The following is an 18,789-nucleotide window of genomic DNA, read 5'->3' on the forward strand; positions in this document are numbered from 1 at the left end:
GCTGTATGCGAATTGGAATCATCGCCGACATCCACGGAAATATTCCGGCCTTGAACGCGGTGCTTGAGCACATGAAGGATGTGGAGATGATTCTTCTGGCCGGGGACCTTGCCGGCAAGGCTACAAGCCTCGCCCGGGTGTTTCGCATCATCGATGAATACAACGTGGTATATATCCGCGGCAACCACGAGGAGATGGCCGAGGATTATTTCAGGCGGTTCGGTGGGGACACACACACAGAGGAGGCCATCCGGCGTATCGCTGGCATTCCCGCCGTTCGGGAGATCGACGCGGGAGGGCTTCACATGCTGATGGCCCACGGAAGTCCCTGGAATCATAAGAGCGAATATATCTATCCCGAGTACGAGACCTTCGAGCGCTTCGACGATCTGGGATATGACTGCGTCATCCTGGGACACACGCATGTTCCGATGGTTATCGATACCGGCAAGACGCTGGTTATCAATCCGGGATCGGTGGGAGAACCGGTGGCACAGGACCCCCGGCCGTCGTACGCCGTCCTGGATACCGACACAAGACGGGCCGAGATTCACCGGGTCCACGATCACGTGGAAACGAGGCGCGTCAGATCCGTTACTCCCTTTCGATGGGGACGGTCTCTGATTGAGGAAACCGCCCGGGCATGGGGAATCGAGATCAAGAAATAATTATCATATACTGTCATCATACGGAGTTTCCGGTTTTTAGTATTGAAAGAGGTACGAGATGTCACTGCTTGAAAAGTTGTATACCGAAGACCACAGAATTTACAGAGAAGCCCTGAGGAAGTACCTGGCTGACAATGTCACACCGTACGCCGATCAATGGGAGGAAGAGGGGATTGTACCCCGGCAGGCGTGGAAGGATTTCGGCGCCCAGGGATTCCTGTGCTCCTGGCTGCCTGAGGAATACGGCGGCTCCGGAGTGGGTTTTGAGTATTCCGTTATCACCCTCGAGGAAATTTCCCGGACGAAGCAGTCCGGTTTCGCCGTGGGTCTCCACAGCGACGTGGTGGTTCCCTATCTCTACTCCTACGGCAGCGAGGAGCAAAAAAAGAAATGGCTCCCCAGCACCGCCACCGGGGATATCATCACCGCCGTCGCCATGACGGAGCCGAATGCGGGGTCTGATCTTGCATCGATGAGGACCACCGCCATCAAGGAAGGCAACGAGTATGTCATCAACGGTCAGAAGACCTTCATCTCCAACGGTATCCTGTGCGATCTGTGCATAGTGGCCGCCAAGACCGATCCGAAGGCTGATCCACCGTATTCCGGCATCAGCCTGCTCGTGGTGGAGGACGGCACCCCGGGCTTTATCAAGGGACAGAAGTTCGACAAGGTCGGCATGAAGAGCCAGGACACTGCGGAGCTGTTCTTCGATGATTGCCGGGTGCCCGCAAGTAACCTTCTGGGCGAAGAGGGCGGCGGATTTAAGTACCTGATGGAGAAGCTCCAGCAGGAACGGCTGTTCGCCTCCTGGGGGTCCCAGGTGATGGCGGAAGTGGCCCTTGAGGTGACCATCGATTACTGCCGCAGCCGCGAGGCCTTCGGACGGCCGATCTCCAGATTCCAGCACAACTCCTTCAAGCTTGCGGAGATGGCCACTGATATCGAGCTGGGACGGACCTTCCTGGAGAAGCTGACGCTGGACCACATGGAGCATAAGGACGTCGTCAAGCAGGTATCGATGGCGAAATACTGGGTGTGCGAGATGGCCAACCGCATCGTACAGCAAGGCGTGCAGCTCCACGGCGGATACGGCTATATGGAGGAATACCTCATCGCACGACTCTTCCGGGATATCAGGATCCATACCATCTACGCGGGTACGACCGAGGTCATGAAGCTCATCATCTCCCGCCTGATGGGCCTGTAACGGGGGCGTTTTTCCCCGAACGGGAAGGCCCGAAGCGGCCTTCGATGGACATGTACGGCCCTCCTTCGCTCAGGCGAAGGGGGGCCGTTTTCGTATAGGACCAAAGATGTTTTTCACGGCCCGATTTCGCGGGCCGGTACGATCGAAATAAAGAAGCACGGTACGCTCTTCACAGAGAGAAGCCGTGTACGAGGGATTTCAAAACGGAATCATCGCATTGATTCGGGACCTTCATTCATCCCCGGATGCGTCAGGGAAATCGGGTTGTGTGCCGGAAATGAACGCGGAGATCCCGGTCACGCACTCGCCTGTGGCGATGAGCTTCGACGCCTGTTCCGTTTCGAGAGAAAGGGCGTCCTCGAAGGGAAGATCGGAGCTCTCCCTGATGACGCGAAGCGCCGCCCGTACCGCCCGGGGGCCGTTTTGTGTGATGGTGTCCGCCATCTCACGGGCCGCCTCAAGGCACTTCCCCGGCGGGCTGATTCGGTTGACCAGCCCCAGGGCGAGCGCCTCATCGGCACGAACTTTTCGAGCGGTCAGGATCAACTCCGCACAAATCGCCGGCCCCGCAATCCGGCGGAGCGCAACGCCGCCCCCCCAGTCCGGCATCAGGCCCATGCGGACCTCGGAAAAACAGATCACCGCATCCGGATCCATAACCCGCATGTCGCACCGCATGGCAAGCTCCGCACCACCGCCGTAGGCGATGCCGTTAACGGCGGCGATAAGGGGCACCGGCAGGGATGCGAGGGCGTCCACAGCCCGGCGTATTCTCAAAAGAAGCGCCCGGGCGGTGTCGACGTCGTGCTCGCTGACGGCGGCGGAGAAATCTTGTATCTGTGGATTGTCGGGATGTACATCCATCCCCGCACAGAATGCGCCGCCGGGGGGTCCGGTGACAATGACCGCCCGGGGGAGGGGATCTTTCAAGATGCGGGCCGCCTCCTCCAAAGCACTCCACATAATTTCGTCCATGGCGTTTTTCTTGTCGGGTCGGTCGAGGGTGACCTGGGCGATGTGTTTTTCGGGGTCATGATAGGTGACAAAAACTCCGTGTTTTTTCATTATCCAGTCCTGATAAAAAAAGGGTATGGTATACCGATGCCGATCCAGATTTTAGACACCTGCGTTTTTTTGGGGAGGGAGAAAGCCTCCGGCCGGGGAGCGTGCGGGAATGTCCGCGTCATGGGCCTGCTATAGGAGCATCATGGAGTTTTTTTTCGATTCGGATTTCAGCTCGATGAGGCCGTTGAAAAAGTCGATGACGTATTGCGCCACAATATCCTTTTCCACATCCCAGGTGATGATGTGATAGGAGTCTTCCAGCCATACCATCCGGGTCAACTCCGAGGAGACGCCCGTAAGGATGATATCCGGGTTGTCAATGGGGACAACATGGTCGTTCTTCGACTGCATTAAAAGCAAGGGCGACGAGACTTTGTCAAGCCGCCGTTTCGTCTTCGCCATGAACTTGAGCATCTCCATGCCCGCCCGGATGGGGGAATGACTGTAGGTGACGAGCTGCTTTTGGGTTTCCAGGTCGCTGATATCCGGCCCGCCGCGTTTTTTCAGGGCCGGAAGAATTGTCAGGCCCGGCAGGTAGGTGAACAGGGCATAGATGAAATTTGCGAGCCTCGTATGCATTTTGATGGGTGCCGCCAGGATCGCCGCTCCCAGGGGATGGTGACCCATGCTCATCAGGTAGAGGGCCAGGGTACCCCCGGCGGACATACCAACCAGAAAGACCTCGGTATACTGCGCCTCGAGAAATTCATAGAATTCCTGTATCGTGGTGTACCAGTCCCGCCATCGTGTTTTATCCAGGTCCTGCACCCGGCAGCCATGCCCCGGAAGCCTGGGGGCGAGGACGGTAAACCCGGCCTCGTTGAGTTTTTTACCGAGATAGCGAACCTCGTAGGGGGTGGCGGTGAAGCCGTGTATCAACAAACATGCGTATTCCCCTCCCTGGAAGAAGAAGGGTTCGGAGCCTTTCATGTACTTCGATTTCATGGAAGATATCCGTTTGTAACGTCGTTTCAGAGAGGGATGCCCATGCACACTTTTCGCCGGATGTCGGCTTATTTCAACGAGGCGCCGCCCGTTCGGAAAAACCGGGAAAAAATCCTTGCGACCAATAACGTTTAATAATAATATAAAGACCTTAACAATGCAAGATAAAGGAGTGTCACATGCCTGTATATCTGCCGATCATCGTCGTACTGGCGGTGCTGGTGCCGCTGCTCGTTTATTTTGAAATCAAGAAGCAAAAAAAGTGGATCTACGTCCTCAAGCCGATATGTACGGTATTGATCATCACAGCAGCTCTTTTGTCCCTCACCCTGCCGGGACACGTACGGATTTATACCCTCTCCATCGTGCTGGGTCTTTTACTCTCCCTGGTGGGAGACATTTCCCTGATGTTCCAGGAGCATAAAAAACCCTTCATGGTGGGACTGGTATTCTTTCTCTTGGCCCACGTGGTGTACGGTATCGTTTTTCTGAAGTTCGCCGGGATCACCTCCTCATGTTACGTCTTCGGGGCGATATTTCTGGCGCTGGGGGTCGCCATATATATCTTTTTCTATCCGGGTCTTGGCACGATGAAGGGTCCGGTGGCGGCGTACATCCTTATTATCACGTTCATGGTAACGAGTGCGGGGTCGACCCTTTCGGCGTCATCGTTCCCCCGACCTGCGGCGATTCTCGTGACCATCGGGGGTATCCTGTTTTGGTTCTCGGACGTGATTCTCGCCACCAATCGATTTCGGATACCGATGAAATACAACCGGCTTTCCCTTATACCCTATTTCACCGGGCAGCTTCTCATCGCCCTGTCGACCCATCTCTTCGGATCATAACGGAGGTCGCAGGCGACGGTCCGGCCGCACATCGATATACGCCCGAATGGGGCGGAACTGACATTCTTATATCGCAAACAGAGGGAGGGGGATATGTGTGATACCATTGTCGCCACCGCGAGCGCAACCGCCGACGGCTCGGTGCTGTTCGGAAAAAACAGCGACCGGGAGCCCAATGAGGCCCAACCCATCGAGTACCACCCGGCGAAGGAATACAAAAAGGGCGAGAGCCTTCGCTGCACCTATATAGAGATTCCCCAGGTGCAAAAGACCAGGGCTGTGCTCATCAGCAGACCCGCGTGGATATGGGGGGCGGAGATCGGGACGAACGAGTCCGGGGTGTCCATCGGCAACGAGGCGGTATTCACGAAACTCACCATGAGCCTTGAAAAACGGCTTTTGGGCATGGATCTGTTGCGGCTGGCCCTGGAGCGGGCGGACACGGCGGAGGATGCACTGACCGTGATCACGAAGCTCCTTTCCGAGTACGGTCAGGGGGGACCGTGCGGGTTCGAGGACAAGAAGCTCGCCTATCATAATTCCTTCATCATCGCAGATCCAAACGAGGCGTGGGTGCTGGAGACCGCCGACACGTACTGGGCGGCCCTGAAGGTGGACGGGGTCTATTCCATCTCAAACGGGATTACCATCGGGAATAGATTAGACAAGGCGTCTCCGGGCCTGGTGGAGCACGCGATCGAGGAGGGATGGTGTAAATCGGAGGACGATTTTCATTTCGGCCGATGTTATTCGGACTGGTTCTTCACGACGTTTTCCATGTGCAAGCCGAGGGGCAGCCGCTCGTTTCAGCTCCTTGAGAAGGCGGCGCCGAAGATCACGCCGGGCGATATGATGACTATCCTCAGGGACCACGGGGAGGGAGACGGGGAGTTTCGACCGGAGCGGGGCTTTTTCATGAACAAGGTCTGTATGCACGCCGCCAACGGCCTTTCCCGTAACAGCCAATCCACGGCGTCGATGGTTTCCCACCTTACGGGAGGTATCAACACCCACTGGGTCACCGGCACCTCGGCACCGTGCACGTCGGTGTTCAAGCCGTTCTTTTTCGAGGCCAAAGAGCTGCCGGGAGGCACGGGTGATGTGGGGGAGACGTACAGCGAGGATTCGGCCTGGTGGCGCCATGAGCGGCTCCACCGGGCGGTGCTTCGGGACTACCCGACGATGATCAAGACATACCGGGAGGAGCGGGATGGGCTGGAGGAGTCGTTCATCGCGGAGGCGACGGAGGCTGTGGACGGCTCATCGAAAGGGGGAGCGGCGAAGAAAGGAGCCGCCCTCCGTGACCTTTCCCGGAGCTGTTTCAAGAGGGCGAACGACGCAGAGGAGACCTGGACGAAGCGGGTGGAGGCGACGAAAATAGAAAAGAGGGCTGGGGGCTCGTTCGGGAGCTACTGGAAAAAGCAGAACAGGAAGGCTAAAATCCCCGGAATGTCCTGATTGGTGCGTCTTCTCTTTAACATACTATAATGAAAAGGCCGGACGATAGATCCGGCCTTTTTTATGCTCTATACCGCCCGCCTCGCGCCCGACGATACACGGCACAGGACGAGAAGGGAGGCATGGGGGCGAATATTTTACTCCCGCCCGCAGCAGTGCTTGTATTTCTGTCCGCTGCCGCAGGGACAGGGATCGTTCCTCCCCACAGGCTTTACCCTTGACGCATCGGGGCCGGTCAGGCTGTTTCTGATCTCCATCACCCGGCGGCGCACTTCATCCACCCTCGGTGCAATATGATCGAGGAGCGCCTTTCTGCCCTCGCACAGCAGCGACACGTCGGTATAGCCGCCCCTGCCGTTCGCTCGAAACTTCGTGCAGTCTCCCCGGCAGAACGCCAGATGCCCGCAGGTTTTGCACGCTTCCGGAATGTGCGCCTTCATCTGCCCGAAGGCGATACGCTTCGGATTACCGTAGACATCACCGATGGAATCCTCAACCAGGTTTCCCAGCTTCCACTGGGGATAGACGAAGAAGTCGCACGGGTAGACGTCGCCGTTGTGTTCCACCAGAAGGTACGCGCCGCACCGATCGAGCCAGCCGCACGAGACCTTCACGCCGTCGATAAGGTGGATGAAGATGTCCTCAAAGATACGGATTGATACCGTGGTGAATCCGTCCTCCATCCACAGGTCGAAGAGGGTCGTGTGAAAGCGGCCGAGCTCATCCCCCGTCACGGCATAGGGCATCAATTCACCGGTGTCGGGGTCGTGTTCGACACAGGGGATGAATTGGAGATGGGAAAATCCCCCCTCCCGGAGATATCGGTACAGCCGCTCCGGCTGGCCGATATTCGCCTGTGAGAGGAGCACCAGGATATTGAAGAGCACCCCATGCTCTTTGAGCACGGAGGCCGCCCGGAGCACCCGACGATGAGTGCCCCCGCCCCGGGGATCGGTGCGGTAGGTATCGTGGATGTCTTCAGGACCATCCAGGGAAAGCCCCACCAGGAAATTTCTCTTTTTGAGGAAATCCGCCCATTCGTCGTCCAGGAGCACCCCGTTGGTCTGGAGGGTGTTTTCGATGACCTGACCCGGCTTCCGATATCTATCCTGGATGCTGGTCACCTCGCGATAGAAATCGAGCCCCATGAGCGTCGGTTCTCCCCCCTGCCAAGTGAACGAGACGTGACGGGCCCCGGTATCCAGCGTTTTCTCGATAATGGCCCGGGCGGTGTCGAAGGTCATAACCTTCCCTTCAGGATATACCTCCGACACCCGCTTGTAGAAACAGTACGTGCAGTTCAGGTTGCAGTAGTAAGAAGACGGTTTGAGGAGCAGGTAGATGTTGGGTATACGCATGGCGGGCCTGTGTGTGTTATGGTAATCCTTGACAATCCGGTCGTTTACTTCACGACGTCCAGGATGTCCCCCTCGCGCCTGACGACCCTCCCCCCGTCGATGAGCCGCTCCAAGTGAAGATCGATCATCCGTCCCTCCCAGTATCGGAGAAGCGGCTCCGCATAGGGGAACCCGCCGTATATGGGCGAGCGGTCCACCAGCTCATCTGTGGTGGAGGCGCCGTTTTGGATGTGGGAGAAAATCAGCTCGTCCCGTTCGTCGAATACCCGGGCGTATGCAGAAAGACTCTCCTTGATGCGATCGGTGATGATCCCCTTGTGCCCCGAGACGAGGCACTCGATCTCCAGATCCAACAGGCGATCGATGGACGAGATAAATTCACTGATGTTCGATTCCCTGTGTCCGTACCAGGGGCCGAATCCGGTCAGGTCGTAGTCGAAGGAGAACAGTATCTTCCGATCCGGCTCATACAGGCAGTAATGGTCCGCCGTGTGTCCGGGGGTGTGTATCGGTTTGAGCGTCACGTCGTCGAAATGAAACAGGGTTGTTTCATCGTAGGTGCCGGTGGGGGTGTAATCAATGAAGCCCAATGTCTCCGAGACGAAGTTTTGCCAGTAGAGCGCCAGGTCCCCAGGTTCTGCGAGGCGATTGGAGAGGGCCACGATACTTCCTGCGGTATCGATGCTTTCTACGGGGACGAACAGGGTCGGCCCGTTTTCGGAAAAAACGGCGTTTCCGGCGGAATGATCGGGGTGGGTGTGGGAGTTGATGACGGTATGTATGTCCGTCCGCCCTTTCAGTTCTTTCAGGATTTCAATACCGCACCCGGTATCTATGAGGACGTCGCCCGTCTGTTCGGTCCGGATGAGGATGGAGTGGGAATAGGGGAAGCGCCCCTTGTTTTTTCCTTTTACGAGATATATCGGGCCGGAAATTTGTGTGAGCATGAAAACCTCGAACTGTGAGAAATACGTCTCTCTGTTATCCCTATAATAAAAGAAAATATTGTAGCATGTTCGCTCGGCATTTCAAAGGGACAAAAAAACCGGGAAACGGTTTTACCGCCTCCCGGTTCGATGTATGGAATGCGCCGTTTTGTACGTTAAAATTCGTACCCGATGGAGAAGTTACCGCCGTAATTGAAACCGGAGGAGTCATATCCCCGGCTTCCGGCGCCACCCCAGGCCAGGGGATTGATGGCTCCCGCTCCCCCGGCGCTCGTCCCGCTCAGGTTGTAGGACTTCTTGTCGAGGGGAAATCTGGCGGAGCTGGAAAAAGAGATGTTCAGACGGTCAAAGGGGGAATAGGTCAGGCTGCCGCCGGCTGTGAGGTCGTGAAAGGTATCCCCGTCGTCGCCGCCGAACGTCAGTTCTCCGACGGTCAGCGGAGAGTTGTAGCTGACGTCGTATTGATAGTCACCCCATCCAAATCCGTACCCGACGCCCACATCAAAGGTGATGTCGTCGTTGACGCGGGCGGTCGCCCCCAGCTTGAGGGAGATCATATCCAGCTCTTCCTTCGTCCGCTCCTCAAACCACGCAGTGTAGGATCCTCCTCCAAAATCCTGGGTGCTATTATTTTCGAGATACTTGGTTTTGTTCTCCCAGTGGGTGTAGGTGATCAGGGAGTTGAGGGTTACTTTCGCCAGGGCGTAGTTCAGACCGGCGCCGCCGGTGGCGTGCCAGGTCTTCTCGTCGTTTTCATAGGTGATGGAGCCGGGTCCGTGATATATCCCGGCGTAGGCGTATGGGGCGAAAAATCCGGTGGTGGCGCCGTCGATCTCCCAGTTTTTGTCCGCATATGACCCGCTGCCGAGATAGGTCAGGGACAGCTCATCGGTCAGGAAAAACTCGGCGTCGGCCTCGGCGTTGTATCCGTATCCCTCGATATCGCCGTCGTCAAGGCGCTCCGAATATATGGTGTCGGCGGGGAGGGTTCCGTCATTGATGAAGTAGCTGTCGTACATCCTGGATTTCTTTTCCATGGTTCCCAGGTATAAATCCGCCGATCCCGACATATTCAGCGTGAAGCGATCGAAGGGCGTGATGGAAACACCGATGGACGGTGACATGGTGTGCGTGTTGAATTCATACTCCCGGTCGATTTTAACATCCTCGAGGATTGCAAGTCCGACGAGACTTGACGTGGACCCGTTGACGTCATAATTCATGTTTTCATAGGAATAGAGGTATGTCAGCCCCGCACCCATGGAAAAGACGTCGCTTACATCCATGTCGTACAATAGGGTGAGTCCCTCGGTGTGGGCGTCGCGCCTCCTGGCCGTTTCGCCGGAAACCGTCATATTGCCGCCCGCTTCGCCATGCGACATGTCGAAATTACCGTACCCCATCGTGTTGTCGTAGCGATAGTGGATCAGGCCGCCGAAGCTGGAGATGTCGTTGAACCTTATGAGAAATCCGATGTCCGTGCCGGTGTTGTTTCCCACCACATTCTCGTCTGAATCGGAAGAAGACAAAAATCCTCCCACGAGGGAGTTGGTCATTTCATTCTCGAAATCGGTATAGCTCCCCTTGTAGAACATGCTGTAGATGAAGTAGTAGTTCTCCTGTAGGTTCAGAAGGGCCGGGTTCGATTCCCAGTTAGAATACCACTCCGACGGCGGGGTGCCGTAGGTATCCAATCCCTTGTTATCCCACTCCGACGGCGGGGTGCCGAAGCTGTCTTTCGGTGTGTTGGCCAGGTTCGGTTCGATGAGGTGTGTCGATTCATCCACCGCGGCGGAAAGCGCCGGAAGGCAGACGAGCAGCACCAGCATCATCGAAAGAAGCCATAATCGCGATTTCATGGCACACTCCTATGGTCAATTCTATTATAATTTTCCACATTATTACATTAAATAAAATAATATGTCAAGAATAATATAAAAAATATGATAAATTAAGCTTAATTTAGTATAATTATGGTAATAAAACTGTTACTTACAAAAAAAGGGAGGCGTATCGCGCCCCCCGTGTAACATGGATTGTATTTTGTTTTTGATGAATTTAGAACTCGTATCCGATGGAAAGGGTGCCGCCGTAGTTCCAGGTGGAGGAGCCGTAATCCCTGATGGTATTTCCGCTCCATATGCTGATCGGAAGCCCTCCAGCGGTTGCGCCGTCGGTGGTGCCGGAGAGGTTATATTTCTTCTGATTGAGAGGGAACTTACCCATGGCCGAGAGCGTGATATTCAAGTTATCGATTGGCCGGAAAACCATAGAGCTTCCCACGGTCATGTCATGAAACGTATCGGTATCCTTGGCGGCGGTGATGATCTCCGTGGTGCTGCCCGGCGAATAGATGGATTCATAGAGGTTGTACCGGCCCCATCCTACTGAATAGCCGACCCCGAAGTCCATGGAGAGGACTGGCGAGACATCAAAGGTCGCCCCTAACTTCAGGTTCATGATGTTCAGCTCTTCCTCGGTTCTCTGGGTAAAATTTGAAACCGGAACAACGGCAGCGAAATTGAACGTATTTTCCTGGTAGAAGGCAGTATCACGATTCCAGTAGGTATAGGTGATCAGGGAATGAAGAATTGCCCCGGATAGATCATAGTTCATGCCCGCGCCGGCGGTGGCGTTCAAGGTTCGCTCTTCGGACTCATAATCCATCGTACCCGGTCCGCACAACAACCCATAATAATAAAACGGCAGAAAATATCCGTCAACGGCGCCGTCCACTTCCCAGCTCGTGTCGGTATACGATGCGTTTGCGAGATACGTCAGGGAGAGAGCGTCGGTCAGGAATATCTCCGTGTCCGCTTCCCCGGAAAACCCGTAGCCGGAGAGGTTTCCGTCGTCGAGATGTTCCCGGTAATTAATGGGCGGAACGGCTACAGCGGTGTTCCAGTCGTACAAGCGCGAGTGTTTTTCAACCCCTCCGAAGAGGAAATCGGTGGTAAAGGAGACGTTCAGGATGAAGCTGTCTGTAGGGGTAAAAGACGTACCGATAGTGGGGGAAATGCGATTAATATTGAAGATGGTCTCCCTGTCAATCTTCATTTCCTCATCAACGACCGCTCCAGTACTCACAATATCCACCGAATTCACATCGTAATTCGTGTTTTCGTTGGTGTACATGTAGGTGAGGTCGAAGCCGAGGGAAAACGCATCGCTGTAATCGATATCGTAGAGCAGCGTCAGCCCGGTGCTGTTGGCATCGGAGCGGCGTACGGATTCACTGGTCATGGCTATATACACTCCGGCACCGTTGCTTAATATCGTGGTGATATCGCCGTATCCGAGGATGCCGTCGTACCGGTAGTGAAGGATTGCGCCGAATGTGGAGATGTCGTTGAACTTCATCAGGAAGCCAAGGTCGGTCCCAGCGCTGTTGCCGGCGTATTCTTCTGTCGTCTCTGCATATGAACCTCCGACACCGCCGGTGAAGGCCTGATACATATCGGTCTCGAATTCGTTGAAGCTCCCCATGTAGAACATGCTGGCGATAAAGGCGTAGTTGCTCTGGAGATCCACCAGGGCTGGATTATCCCGCCAGGTGGAATACCACTCAGACGGCGGAATGCCGTACGTCTGAGTGTCGGTCTTGTTCCACTCGGACGGGGGGGTGCCGAAGGCGTCCTTCGGGTTGTTGAAGCTGTTCGGCTCCTCGAGGTGGATCGAGTCCCCCGCGAGGCCAATAAGCGGCGTACACACGAGTACAGCAACGACGCCGATGATCAGGACATAGTTTTTCACACGCATGACATGCTCCGTAAAAACACTATTTTTTACACATTATTACATAAAATATAATATTATGTCAAGAATAATATATTAAATAAGTCAAGTTATACATAATTAAGCATAATTTTAAACCAAATTACTGGTTTTCAGCGTAAAAAAAGGGGGCGAAGCCCCCCTTTCTAATTAGTTCTTTAGAGTGCGGGCTAAAATCGGTACTCGATGGAGAGATTCCCGCCGTAGTTCCAGGTGGAGATTTCGGAATCCAGGGAAAAATCTCCCTGCAAACCGGATGCCGGGTTTCCGTTTATCATACTGCCGTCTAGGGGATAGCTCTTGCCGTCTAGGGGAAAGGCGCCCATGGCCGAGAGGGTAATATTCAAATTTTCCATCGGCGTGATGATCATGGAGACCGCCGCGCTCAGCTCATGAAAGGTGTCGGTTTCGTTGAGGAGGATGAACAATCCATCTTGAAAGGAAGAATCCCATGAGTGAATATATTCATAGTAGTCGTAGTCTCCCCATCCCACGGAATAGCCCAGTCCGAAGTCCATTGATATAGCGGACGAGACGTCCAGAGTCGTCCCCAGCTTCAGGGTGAGGATATCCAGCTCCTCGCCTGTCCGCTGGGTGAAAATCGAGTGCGGCACTCCGGAAATGGGCGTGGTGAAGAGATTCTCCATGTAATAGGCGGTATCCCGCTCCCAGCGGGTGTAAGTGAGAAGTGAGTGGAGGGCGACCTTCGACAGGGCGTAGTTCATGCCGACACCGAAGGTGGTATGCCAGGTGTGCTCCTCGTACTCGTATTCATTCGTGCCGGGTGCCAGATGCAAACAGCTTTTATAATTGTCCGGATCGAACCACCCGGACACGTCTCCGTCGATATCCCAGCTCGTTTCGAGATACGACCCGCAAAGAAGGAGGCTCAGGGAGAGGGCGTCGGTGAGAAATATCTCGGCGTCCGCCTCCGCCGTGATGCCGTAGCCGGAGAGGCCCCCGCCGTCCAGTCGCTCACGATAATCCAAGGGGTTGGTTGGCAGACCATTGGTGCGGTCGGCCGCGTCCATGTTTTTTTCGACCTCGCCGAAGATGATGTCCGTGGTGACGGCCAGGTTCAGGCTGAAGGTGTTACTGGGGGTAAAGGACGCGCCAACGGTGGGGGAAAGCCTGTGGGTAGTGAAGACGGTCTCCCTGGCGGTTCTTTCACTTTCTCTTCGGATAATGACTCCAGAACCGTCAAAGGTGATTTCCTTCATGTTCACAGTATTATTCGTGCTCTCACTGGTGAACAGATAGGTGAGATCGAGGCCCAGGGAGAAGGTGTCGCTGAAATTGAGATCGTACAGCAGCGTCAGGCCCGTGCTGTGAGCGTCGGACCGGTGTTCGGAATCGACGTAAGAAAAAATCGCATCAGGAAGAAGAGGCCGCAATCTATATATCAAGGAGTCCCCCTCGCCCAGCATGCCGTCATATCGATAATGCAAGAGACCTCCAAGAGTGGCGGAGTCGGAGAGGGCCATCAGGAATCCCAGGTCTGTCCCAGTGCTGTTGCCGATGTATTCTTCGCTGATATCACTGGTTCTCAGACCGACGGCAAGGGCATTGACCTTATACATATCGGCTGAAAAATCGCTGTAGCTGCCCGAGTAGAACATGGATGAGATGAAAACAAAATCACCCTGGAGCTCCACCAGGGCGGGATTGTCCTGCCAGGTGGAGTACCACTCCGATGGTGAGACGCCGTAGGTCCGGGTGTCGGTCTTGTTCCAATCCGAAGGGGACCCGCGGAATATGTCCTTGGAGCTGTTGTAGAAGTTCAGCTCCTCCAGATGCATCGCGTCTCCCGCGAGGCTCGTGAGGGGTAGAACGGCCAGTAGAATTACAAAGACGAAAACCATGGGAAATCTTCTTTTACACATACAAATCCTCATAAAAAGTTCTTCTCGGTACTATGACATTTAAGTGTCGAGTATGTCAACCGTAAATCTGGATTTTTCAAGAAAGACAATAAAATACGATACGAGAGGGAGAGCCTTCACGGCGCGTAATACGGGGGTGAACGCGGATCCCCCAAAGGTGAAAGGGGGGTGAGGACGTTGGATGCGGAAGGGGACATGGGTGGGGGGAGGGGGATTACTCCCCCGTCCCCGCCATCTCGTATGCCCGCGTGAGCCATTCCGAGGGGTGGAAATGCTCGTCCATCTGCTGCGTCAAACCCGGCATGCCCATCCACTGGCCGGAAGAGGTCATGACCAGATCGAAGGAGCCGTCACCTTTCACCGCGGCGGCTCCGCCGGTGGCCCAGAAAAGAAGCCGCCGATCCCGATCGCCCCGCACCTTGTCTCCCCTGCCGAAAAAGACGATCCGCTCGTCTTTTGAGACCTCCCGGTAAAAGGTGTAGGAGAGCCGGACGGAAACCCCGCCGCTTTTGGCCATGAAGAACGTTCCCCAGCCCATACATTCATCGCCGGTGCCCAAAAACGATATCGGGTGGTAGTTTCCGTCCCGGAGGAAATGGCCGAAGGAGTCTTTATCCGATGTGTCGAATCCCACAGGCACCACCACAAGCTGGGGCTTGGGGCCATCGTGGACGTAGAATTTCCGCCTCAGCCCTGGCTCCTCCCGGTTGACGCCGCACACGAAGCATTGCTGGTAGTAGGGGAGGGAGACCAGGTCGTCCTTGATGGTGTTGTAGTTGTCGGGCAGGTATGAGAGCGCCGTCTTTCTTCCCTTGGGGTCGTCCTTTTTGTAGGTGATGTCCCCGGTGATGTAGGGAATTGTATCCTGTTTTGTGCTGATCACCCCGACGGCGCCGTCGTCCTTCTCGGATACCGTCACGGTTACGGTGTCCCCGGTCGAGACGCCGGCTCCGCCCATGCGAAAGGACATCGTCAGGGGGAAGAGGTCTTTTTCGTTTTTCGGGTAATTGGAAAGGCCGCATGCAAGCTCACTGATGGCCCCCATGCCGAAGCCGCCGTGGGGCAGTCCCACCCATCCTTCCGTCCGAAGGTCCAGGGCAAGGGGCGCCGTAATCGAGCCGTCCTCTTCTCTCTGAAATCCCCGAAAGATAAAGCCGTCCTTTCCGCATCCGATACAGTCGGTGTGGTTGTCGATGATATAATCCATGTTTTTTTATGTCCTCCTGTCGGTCATATAACTCTCAATGTATTGTTTAAGCATTTTTTGTATGAGCGCGATGTTTGTATAATCAACCCGGGAGACGGCATCCTGAGTGGTGTGAAATCCGCCAAGGCCCGCACCCGGAAGGCCGGTGTTCCCTATGGTGACCGTCGGTATCTCCAGAGAGAGATACACCAGCGAATCATCGGTGATCCGGTCGCATTCGTCCATGATGGTCCCGGAGATGCTCTCCCACACCTTGTTGATGCGAAAGACGAGGTTCAGATCGGGCCTTTTATACTTCATGAACAGCCCGTAGCGCCGCCAGTGGCACAGGTTGCCGCCCTGTCCCGCCGCCTCCAGATTGACCACCGAGACGGGCCGTGTGCTCCCGGAGGGGTTTGTTTTGAACCGCTCCCGGGCGTATGCCCGGGCCCCCTGGAGGAAAACCTCCTCGCCCGAGGTCAAAAGAATCGTGACGGCCGAATCACCGATCCGGATCGTCTTTTGCCTGAGCCGCCGTGCCAGGGCCAGAAGCGACACCACCGACGCGGCGTTGTCCACCGCCCCCCGGCTCTGGCGGTTCCTGGGAATGAAGATATATCCCCCCTGAGCGATGAAAAAAAAGAAGAAATAGAGAAGCACCAGCCCCGCCGCGGACAGGGCGACGATGTGTGTTACAAAAGACGAAAGCGTGGGGCGAAAATGGATCATGAACAGCCATCCGCATACCCCCAGACCCAGAAGAAGGCTTGCCGGGAGCCACCGGTAGACCCGCTCCCGCTGGACGTGATCCCACACGTCGGTCTTTGAATCGTAGTGGGCGCTGAACATCAACTCGCGCCTCGGTTTTTCGGGAATGAACCGGATGATGATATTTTCCCCCCGTCTCTTTCTCAGTCTGCTCACCAGCGGGACATGCCGGATGAACTCCAATGTCATAACCGCCGAGAGGAGTATCAGGCTTGCCGTTGCAGTGATGGGACTGCCCAGGTAGACCGATCCGAATAGAATCGCCGCGCACAAAAGAGACCAGAGCCCCACGAGGAACTGGGTGTACGGATACAGGTCGAACAACTGGACGAAAAAGGGGATGTCCCATCCCAGGAGGGTTTTCTTGATGTAGTCGGCGGTGGCATCCAGCGCCGGGGAGTGGTTCGGCCGGGGCACGGCGATGCGGCCCAGCATGTTCGATAATTCCCGATAGGTCACTATATCACAATCCGTCTATTACACCAATCTCGCCTGTTGTGATAACATACTTCGCCCCCGAGGGCAAGGATGATGAAAAAGCGGGGCGCACACCACCCCGCCTCTTGACTATCATGCCTGAAGGTGCGTTATTGAATGGAGTCGTAGCTCTCGATGAACACGCCCAGGGTTTCGACGGCCATCTCGAGGTTTTCGTAGTTCAGCCGCTCAAGGTTGTCGGCAGTGGAGTGAAATCCCCCCATGCCGAGCCCCGGCCTTCCTTCATGGCCGATGGTGATGACCGGGATCCCCGCCGCGGCGAAACGATGGGAATCGTCGGTGATGCTCTCGTCTTCGAGGGTCATGGGGACGCCCGAGACCTCCTCCCAGGCCAGGCTCGCCCGCTCGATCAGCTCCGGGTCCGCGTCGTAGAATTTCAGAAACACCCCCACCCGGGGCCAGTAGATCATGTTGCCGTTCTGGCCGATCAATTCCAGGTTGACGAGGGAGGTGGGGAGTTCGGGATTTGCGGTTTTCCCCCAGCGCTCCTTGACGTAGAAATCGGCCCCCTGCAGGGTCGTCTCTTCCCCGCAGGTGAGGATGATGGTGACGTTGGAGTCGCCGATATCCACCTCCCCGTCGTTGATGTTCTTCGCCAGGGCCATCAGTGTCACAAACGAGGCGCCGTCGTCTATGGTGCCCAGGCTGTCCTTTTCCGGCGACATAAAGACGAATCCGCCGAAGCCGATAAACACCAGCCCCCAGTAGACCACCAGGAGGCCCGCGACGGAGAGGCTTATGACAGTGACCAGGGCCTTCTTGGACTTTTTCACGAAGAAGAGCCACACCGACAAAACGACGCCCAAAAGAAAGGCATAGGGAATCCATTTATAGATCTTCGCCCGCTGGATGTGGTCGAAGAAGTCGGTTTTCGAGTCATAGTGGGCGGCGAAGATGAGCTCCCGCACCGCGTCCGGGGTGGAAAAGGTGATGATGATGTTCTCCGCAGGTTTGGTGAGGATCCGGGAGACCAGGGGGATGAACATCTCGAATTCGAGGAGCAAAAGCGGGAGGAAGATAATCGAGACGATCAACGCCGCCGTCGGCTTTTTCCGCCAGACCAGTATGAAGAGCAGGACGGCCAGGATGAGGAGCGTCAGGCCGATGGAAAACTGCATGTAGGGTCTCAGCATGAATTCCTGGACGGTGAAGGGGATGTTCCAGGAGGTCAGGACCTCCTTGATGTACACCGCCGTCTGCTCCAGGGTTTCCCGGTGGCCCGGGCGGGGTATGGAGATGGTTTCCATGATTTCGGTAAAATTGATATCCATGCCGGCAACTCCGATAAAGATGTACATAATTGGTCGGAATTATAGCACAGGAGGGGAGAGATTTCAGGGAAAAAACCGGGGGACGATAGGTAAGATTGACATTGATGTGTGAGAATACAACAATTAAGCAATTATCCAGAACGTGATATTTGAGGAATACCGGGATGACAAAGCCGACATTTTCCCAGAGGAAGGGCCTGGAGCCGCTCGAAAGAGGGATGCAAATCGAATCGATGGATGAACGGCTCAGAAATGGGTTGTGGAATTGTTTGCTTGGATTTTCAGGCTATTTACGAACGAGTTTGTATAATTTTGACTTTGATCACAAAAGATTAGGAGAGGAATTCGATAGAATAAATAATGCAGTCATTAGAGGCTTTTGGAGTGTTTTTTTTGGGAATCGTTTAAATGAAATGAGACAACATACAATTTTCCCATATCAATTCGAAGATTATTTTAATTCTCTAGATTGGAACAAGGTATATGATTTTTTTGAATATTTTCTTGAACTGCTTGAATCATATGTGGAAACAGATGTAATAGAGATGCAGTCAAATTGTATAAATTCTGTTTTAAAACGAGAAAACTCCGTTTATAGGCTTGTAAATGGAATTTTTACACCAATTACAGATAAATTGGAAAGAGAAGCGATTGAAGAAGCATCAAGCGAACAAGATCCATTTATTGGACCATCGATACATATCAAGAAGGCACAAAAATTACTTTCAGACCGGGAGTCTCCCGACTATCACAACTCCATAAAGGAGTCCATCAGCGCCATTGAGAGCATGTGTCGGATAATTACAAAACAAAAGAAGAAAACATTATCTGCCCTAGTCACTAAAAGTGTTGACAGGTGACGAGTAAATAGAAGACGAGTCACGGTCTTCCTGTTAAGATGGATTAGCCA

Annotated in this window: 15 protein-coding genes; 5 read left to right on the plus strand and 10 right to left on the minus strand. The window is 54.8% G+C overall.

Going from position 1 to position 18,789, the window contains the following annotated elements; translation table 11 throughout:
• The first annotated feature begins 5 nt into the window (after nt 1-5).
• Nucleotides 6-668: a metallophosphoesterase family protein gene (locus JW885_07100; GenBank protein ID MBN1881923.1), complete on the plus strand. Its 663-nt coding sequence runs from the start codon at nt 6-8 to the stop codon at nt 666-668.
• A gap of 58 nt (nt 669-726) precedes the next feature.
• Nucleotides 727-1,878 carry an acyl-CoA dehydrogenase family protein gene (locus JW885_07105; GenBank protein MBN1881924.1) on the plus strand — a complete coding sequence of 384 codons (1,152 nt, stop codon included), beginning with the start codon at nt 727-729 and terminating at the stop codon, nt 1,876-1,878.
• A 231-nt stretch (nt 1,879-2,109) separates the two neighbouring features.
• Here JW885_07105 and JW885_07110 read toward each other — a convergent pair whose 3' ends face one another.
• Nucleotides 2,110-2,943 carry an enoyl-CoA hydratase/isomerase family protein gene (locus JW885_07110; protein MBN1881925.1) on the minus strand — a complete coding sequence of 278 codons (834 nt, stop codon included), beginning with the start codon at nt 2,941-2,943 and terminating at the stop codon, nt 2,110-2,112.
• Between the two features lie 129 nt (nt 2,944-3,072).
• Nucleotides 3,073-3,888: an alpha/beta fold hydrolase gene (locus tag JW885_07115; protein ID MBN1881926.1), complete on the minus strand. Its 816-nt coding sequence runs from the start codon at nt 3,886-3,888 to the stop codon at nt 3,073-3,075.
• Between the two features lie 179 nt (nt 3,889-4,067).
• Here JW885_07115 and JW885_07120 point away from each other — a divergent pair, with 179 nt between their 5' ends.
• On the plus strand, nt 4,068-4,736 hold the full coding sequence (locus tag JW885_07120; GenBank protein MBN1881927.1) for a lysoplasmalogenase: 669 nt from the start codon (nt 4,068-4,070) through the stop codon (nt 4,734-4,736).
• Nucleotides 4,737-4,829: 93 nt separating this feature from the next.
• Nucleotides 4,830-6,194, plus strand: a complete 1,365-nt coding sequence (locus tag JW885_07125; protein MBN1881928.1) for a C69 family dipeptidase — start codon at nt 4,830-4,832, stop codon at nt 6,192-6,194.
• 137 nt (nt 6,195-6,331) lie between these two features.
• Here JW885_07125 and JW885_07130 read toward each other — a convergent pair whose 3' ends face one another.
• The 8 genes from JW885_07130 to JW885_07165 form a co-directional block, all read right to left on the minus strand.
• The gene (locus JW885_07130; protein MBN1881929.1) at nt 6,332-7,546 is read right to left on the minus strand and encodes an anaerobic sulfatase maturase; all 1,215 of its coding nucleotides are present in this window, start codon (nt 7,544-7,546) and stop codon (nt 6,332-6,334) included.
• A gap of 50 nt (nt 7,547-7,596) precedes the next feature.
• A complete protein-coding gene (locus JW885_07135) occupies nt 7,597-8,499 on the minus strand; it encodes an MBL fold metallo-hydrolase (GenBank protein MBN1881930.1) in 903 nt (300 codons plus the stop codon).
• A 155-nt stretch (nt 8,500-8,654) separates the two neighbouring features.
• Nucleotides 8,655-10,358 carry a TonB-dependent receptor gene (locus JW885_07140; protein MBN1881931.1) on the minus strand — a complete coding sequence of 568 codons (1,704 nt, stop codon included), beginning with the start codon at nt 10,356-10,358 and terminating at the stop codon, nt 8,655-8,657.
• A 199-nt stretch (nt 10,359-10,557) separates the two neighbouring features.
• A complete protein-coding gene (locus tag JW885_07145) occupies nt 10,558-12,258 on the minus strand; it encodes a hypothetical protein (protein ID MBN1881932.1) in 1,701 nt (566 codons plus the stop codon).
• Nucleotides 12,259-12,443: 185 nt separating this feature from the next.
• Nucleotides 12,444-14,156 carry a hypothetical protein gene (locus tag JW885_07150; protein ID MBN1881933.1) on the minus strand — a complete coding sequence of 571 codons (1,713 nt, stop codon included), beginning with the start codon at nt 14,154-14,156 and terminating at the stop codon, nt 12,444-12,446.
• 214 nt (nt 14,157-14,370) lie between these two features.
• Nucleotides 14,371-15,363 (minus strand): hypothetical protein, encoded by a 993-nt coding sequence (locus tag JW885_07155; GenBank protein ID MBN1881934.1) that lies wholly within the window; start codon nt 15,361-15,363, stop codon nt 14,371-14,373.
• 6 nt (nt 15,364-15,369) lie between these two features.
• Nucleotides 15,370-16,569 carry a M28 family peptidase gene (locus JW885_07160; protein MBN1881935.1) on the minus strand — a complete coding sequence of 400 codons (1,200 nt, stop codon included), beginning with the start codon at nt 16,567-16,569 and terminating at the stop codon, nt 15,370-15,372.
• Between the two features lie 128 nt (nt 16,570-16,697).
• Nucleotides 16,698-17,879, minus strand: coding sequence for a M28 family peptidase (locus JW885_07165; GenBank protein MBN1881936.1), 1,182 nt, complete (start codon nt 17,877-17,879; stop codon nt 16,698-16,700).
• Between the two features lie 164 nt (nt 17,880-18,043).
• Between JW885_07165 and JW885_07170 the strand changes: the two genes are divergently transcribed.
• On the plus strand, nt 18,044-18,739 hold the full coding sequence (locus JW885_07170; protein ID MBN1881937.1) for a hypothetical protein: 696 nt from the start codon (nt 18,044-18,046) through the stop codon (nt 18,737-18,739).
• Nucleotides 18,740-18,789: the final 50 nt, after the last annotated feature.

This window comes from Candidatus Zymogenaceae bacterium, assembly GCA_016931225.1.
Lineage (GTDB): Bacteria > Desulfobacterota > Zymogenia > Zymogenales > Zymogenaceae > JAFGFE01.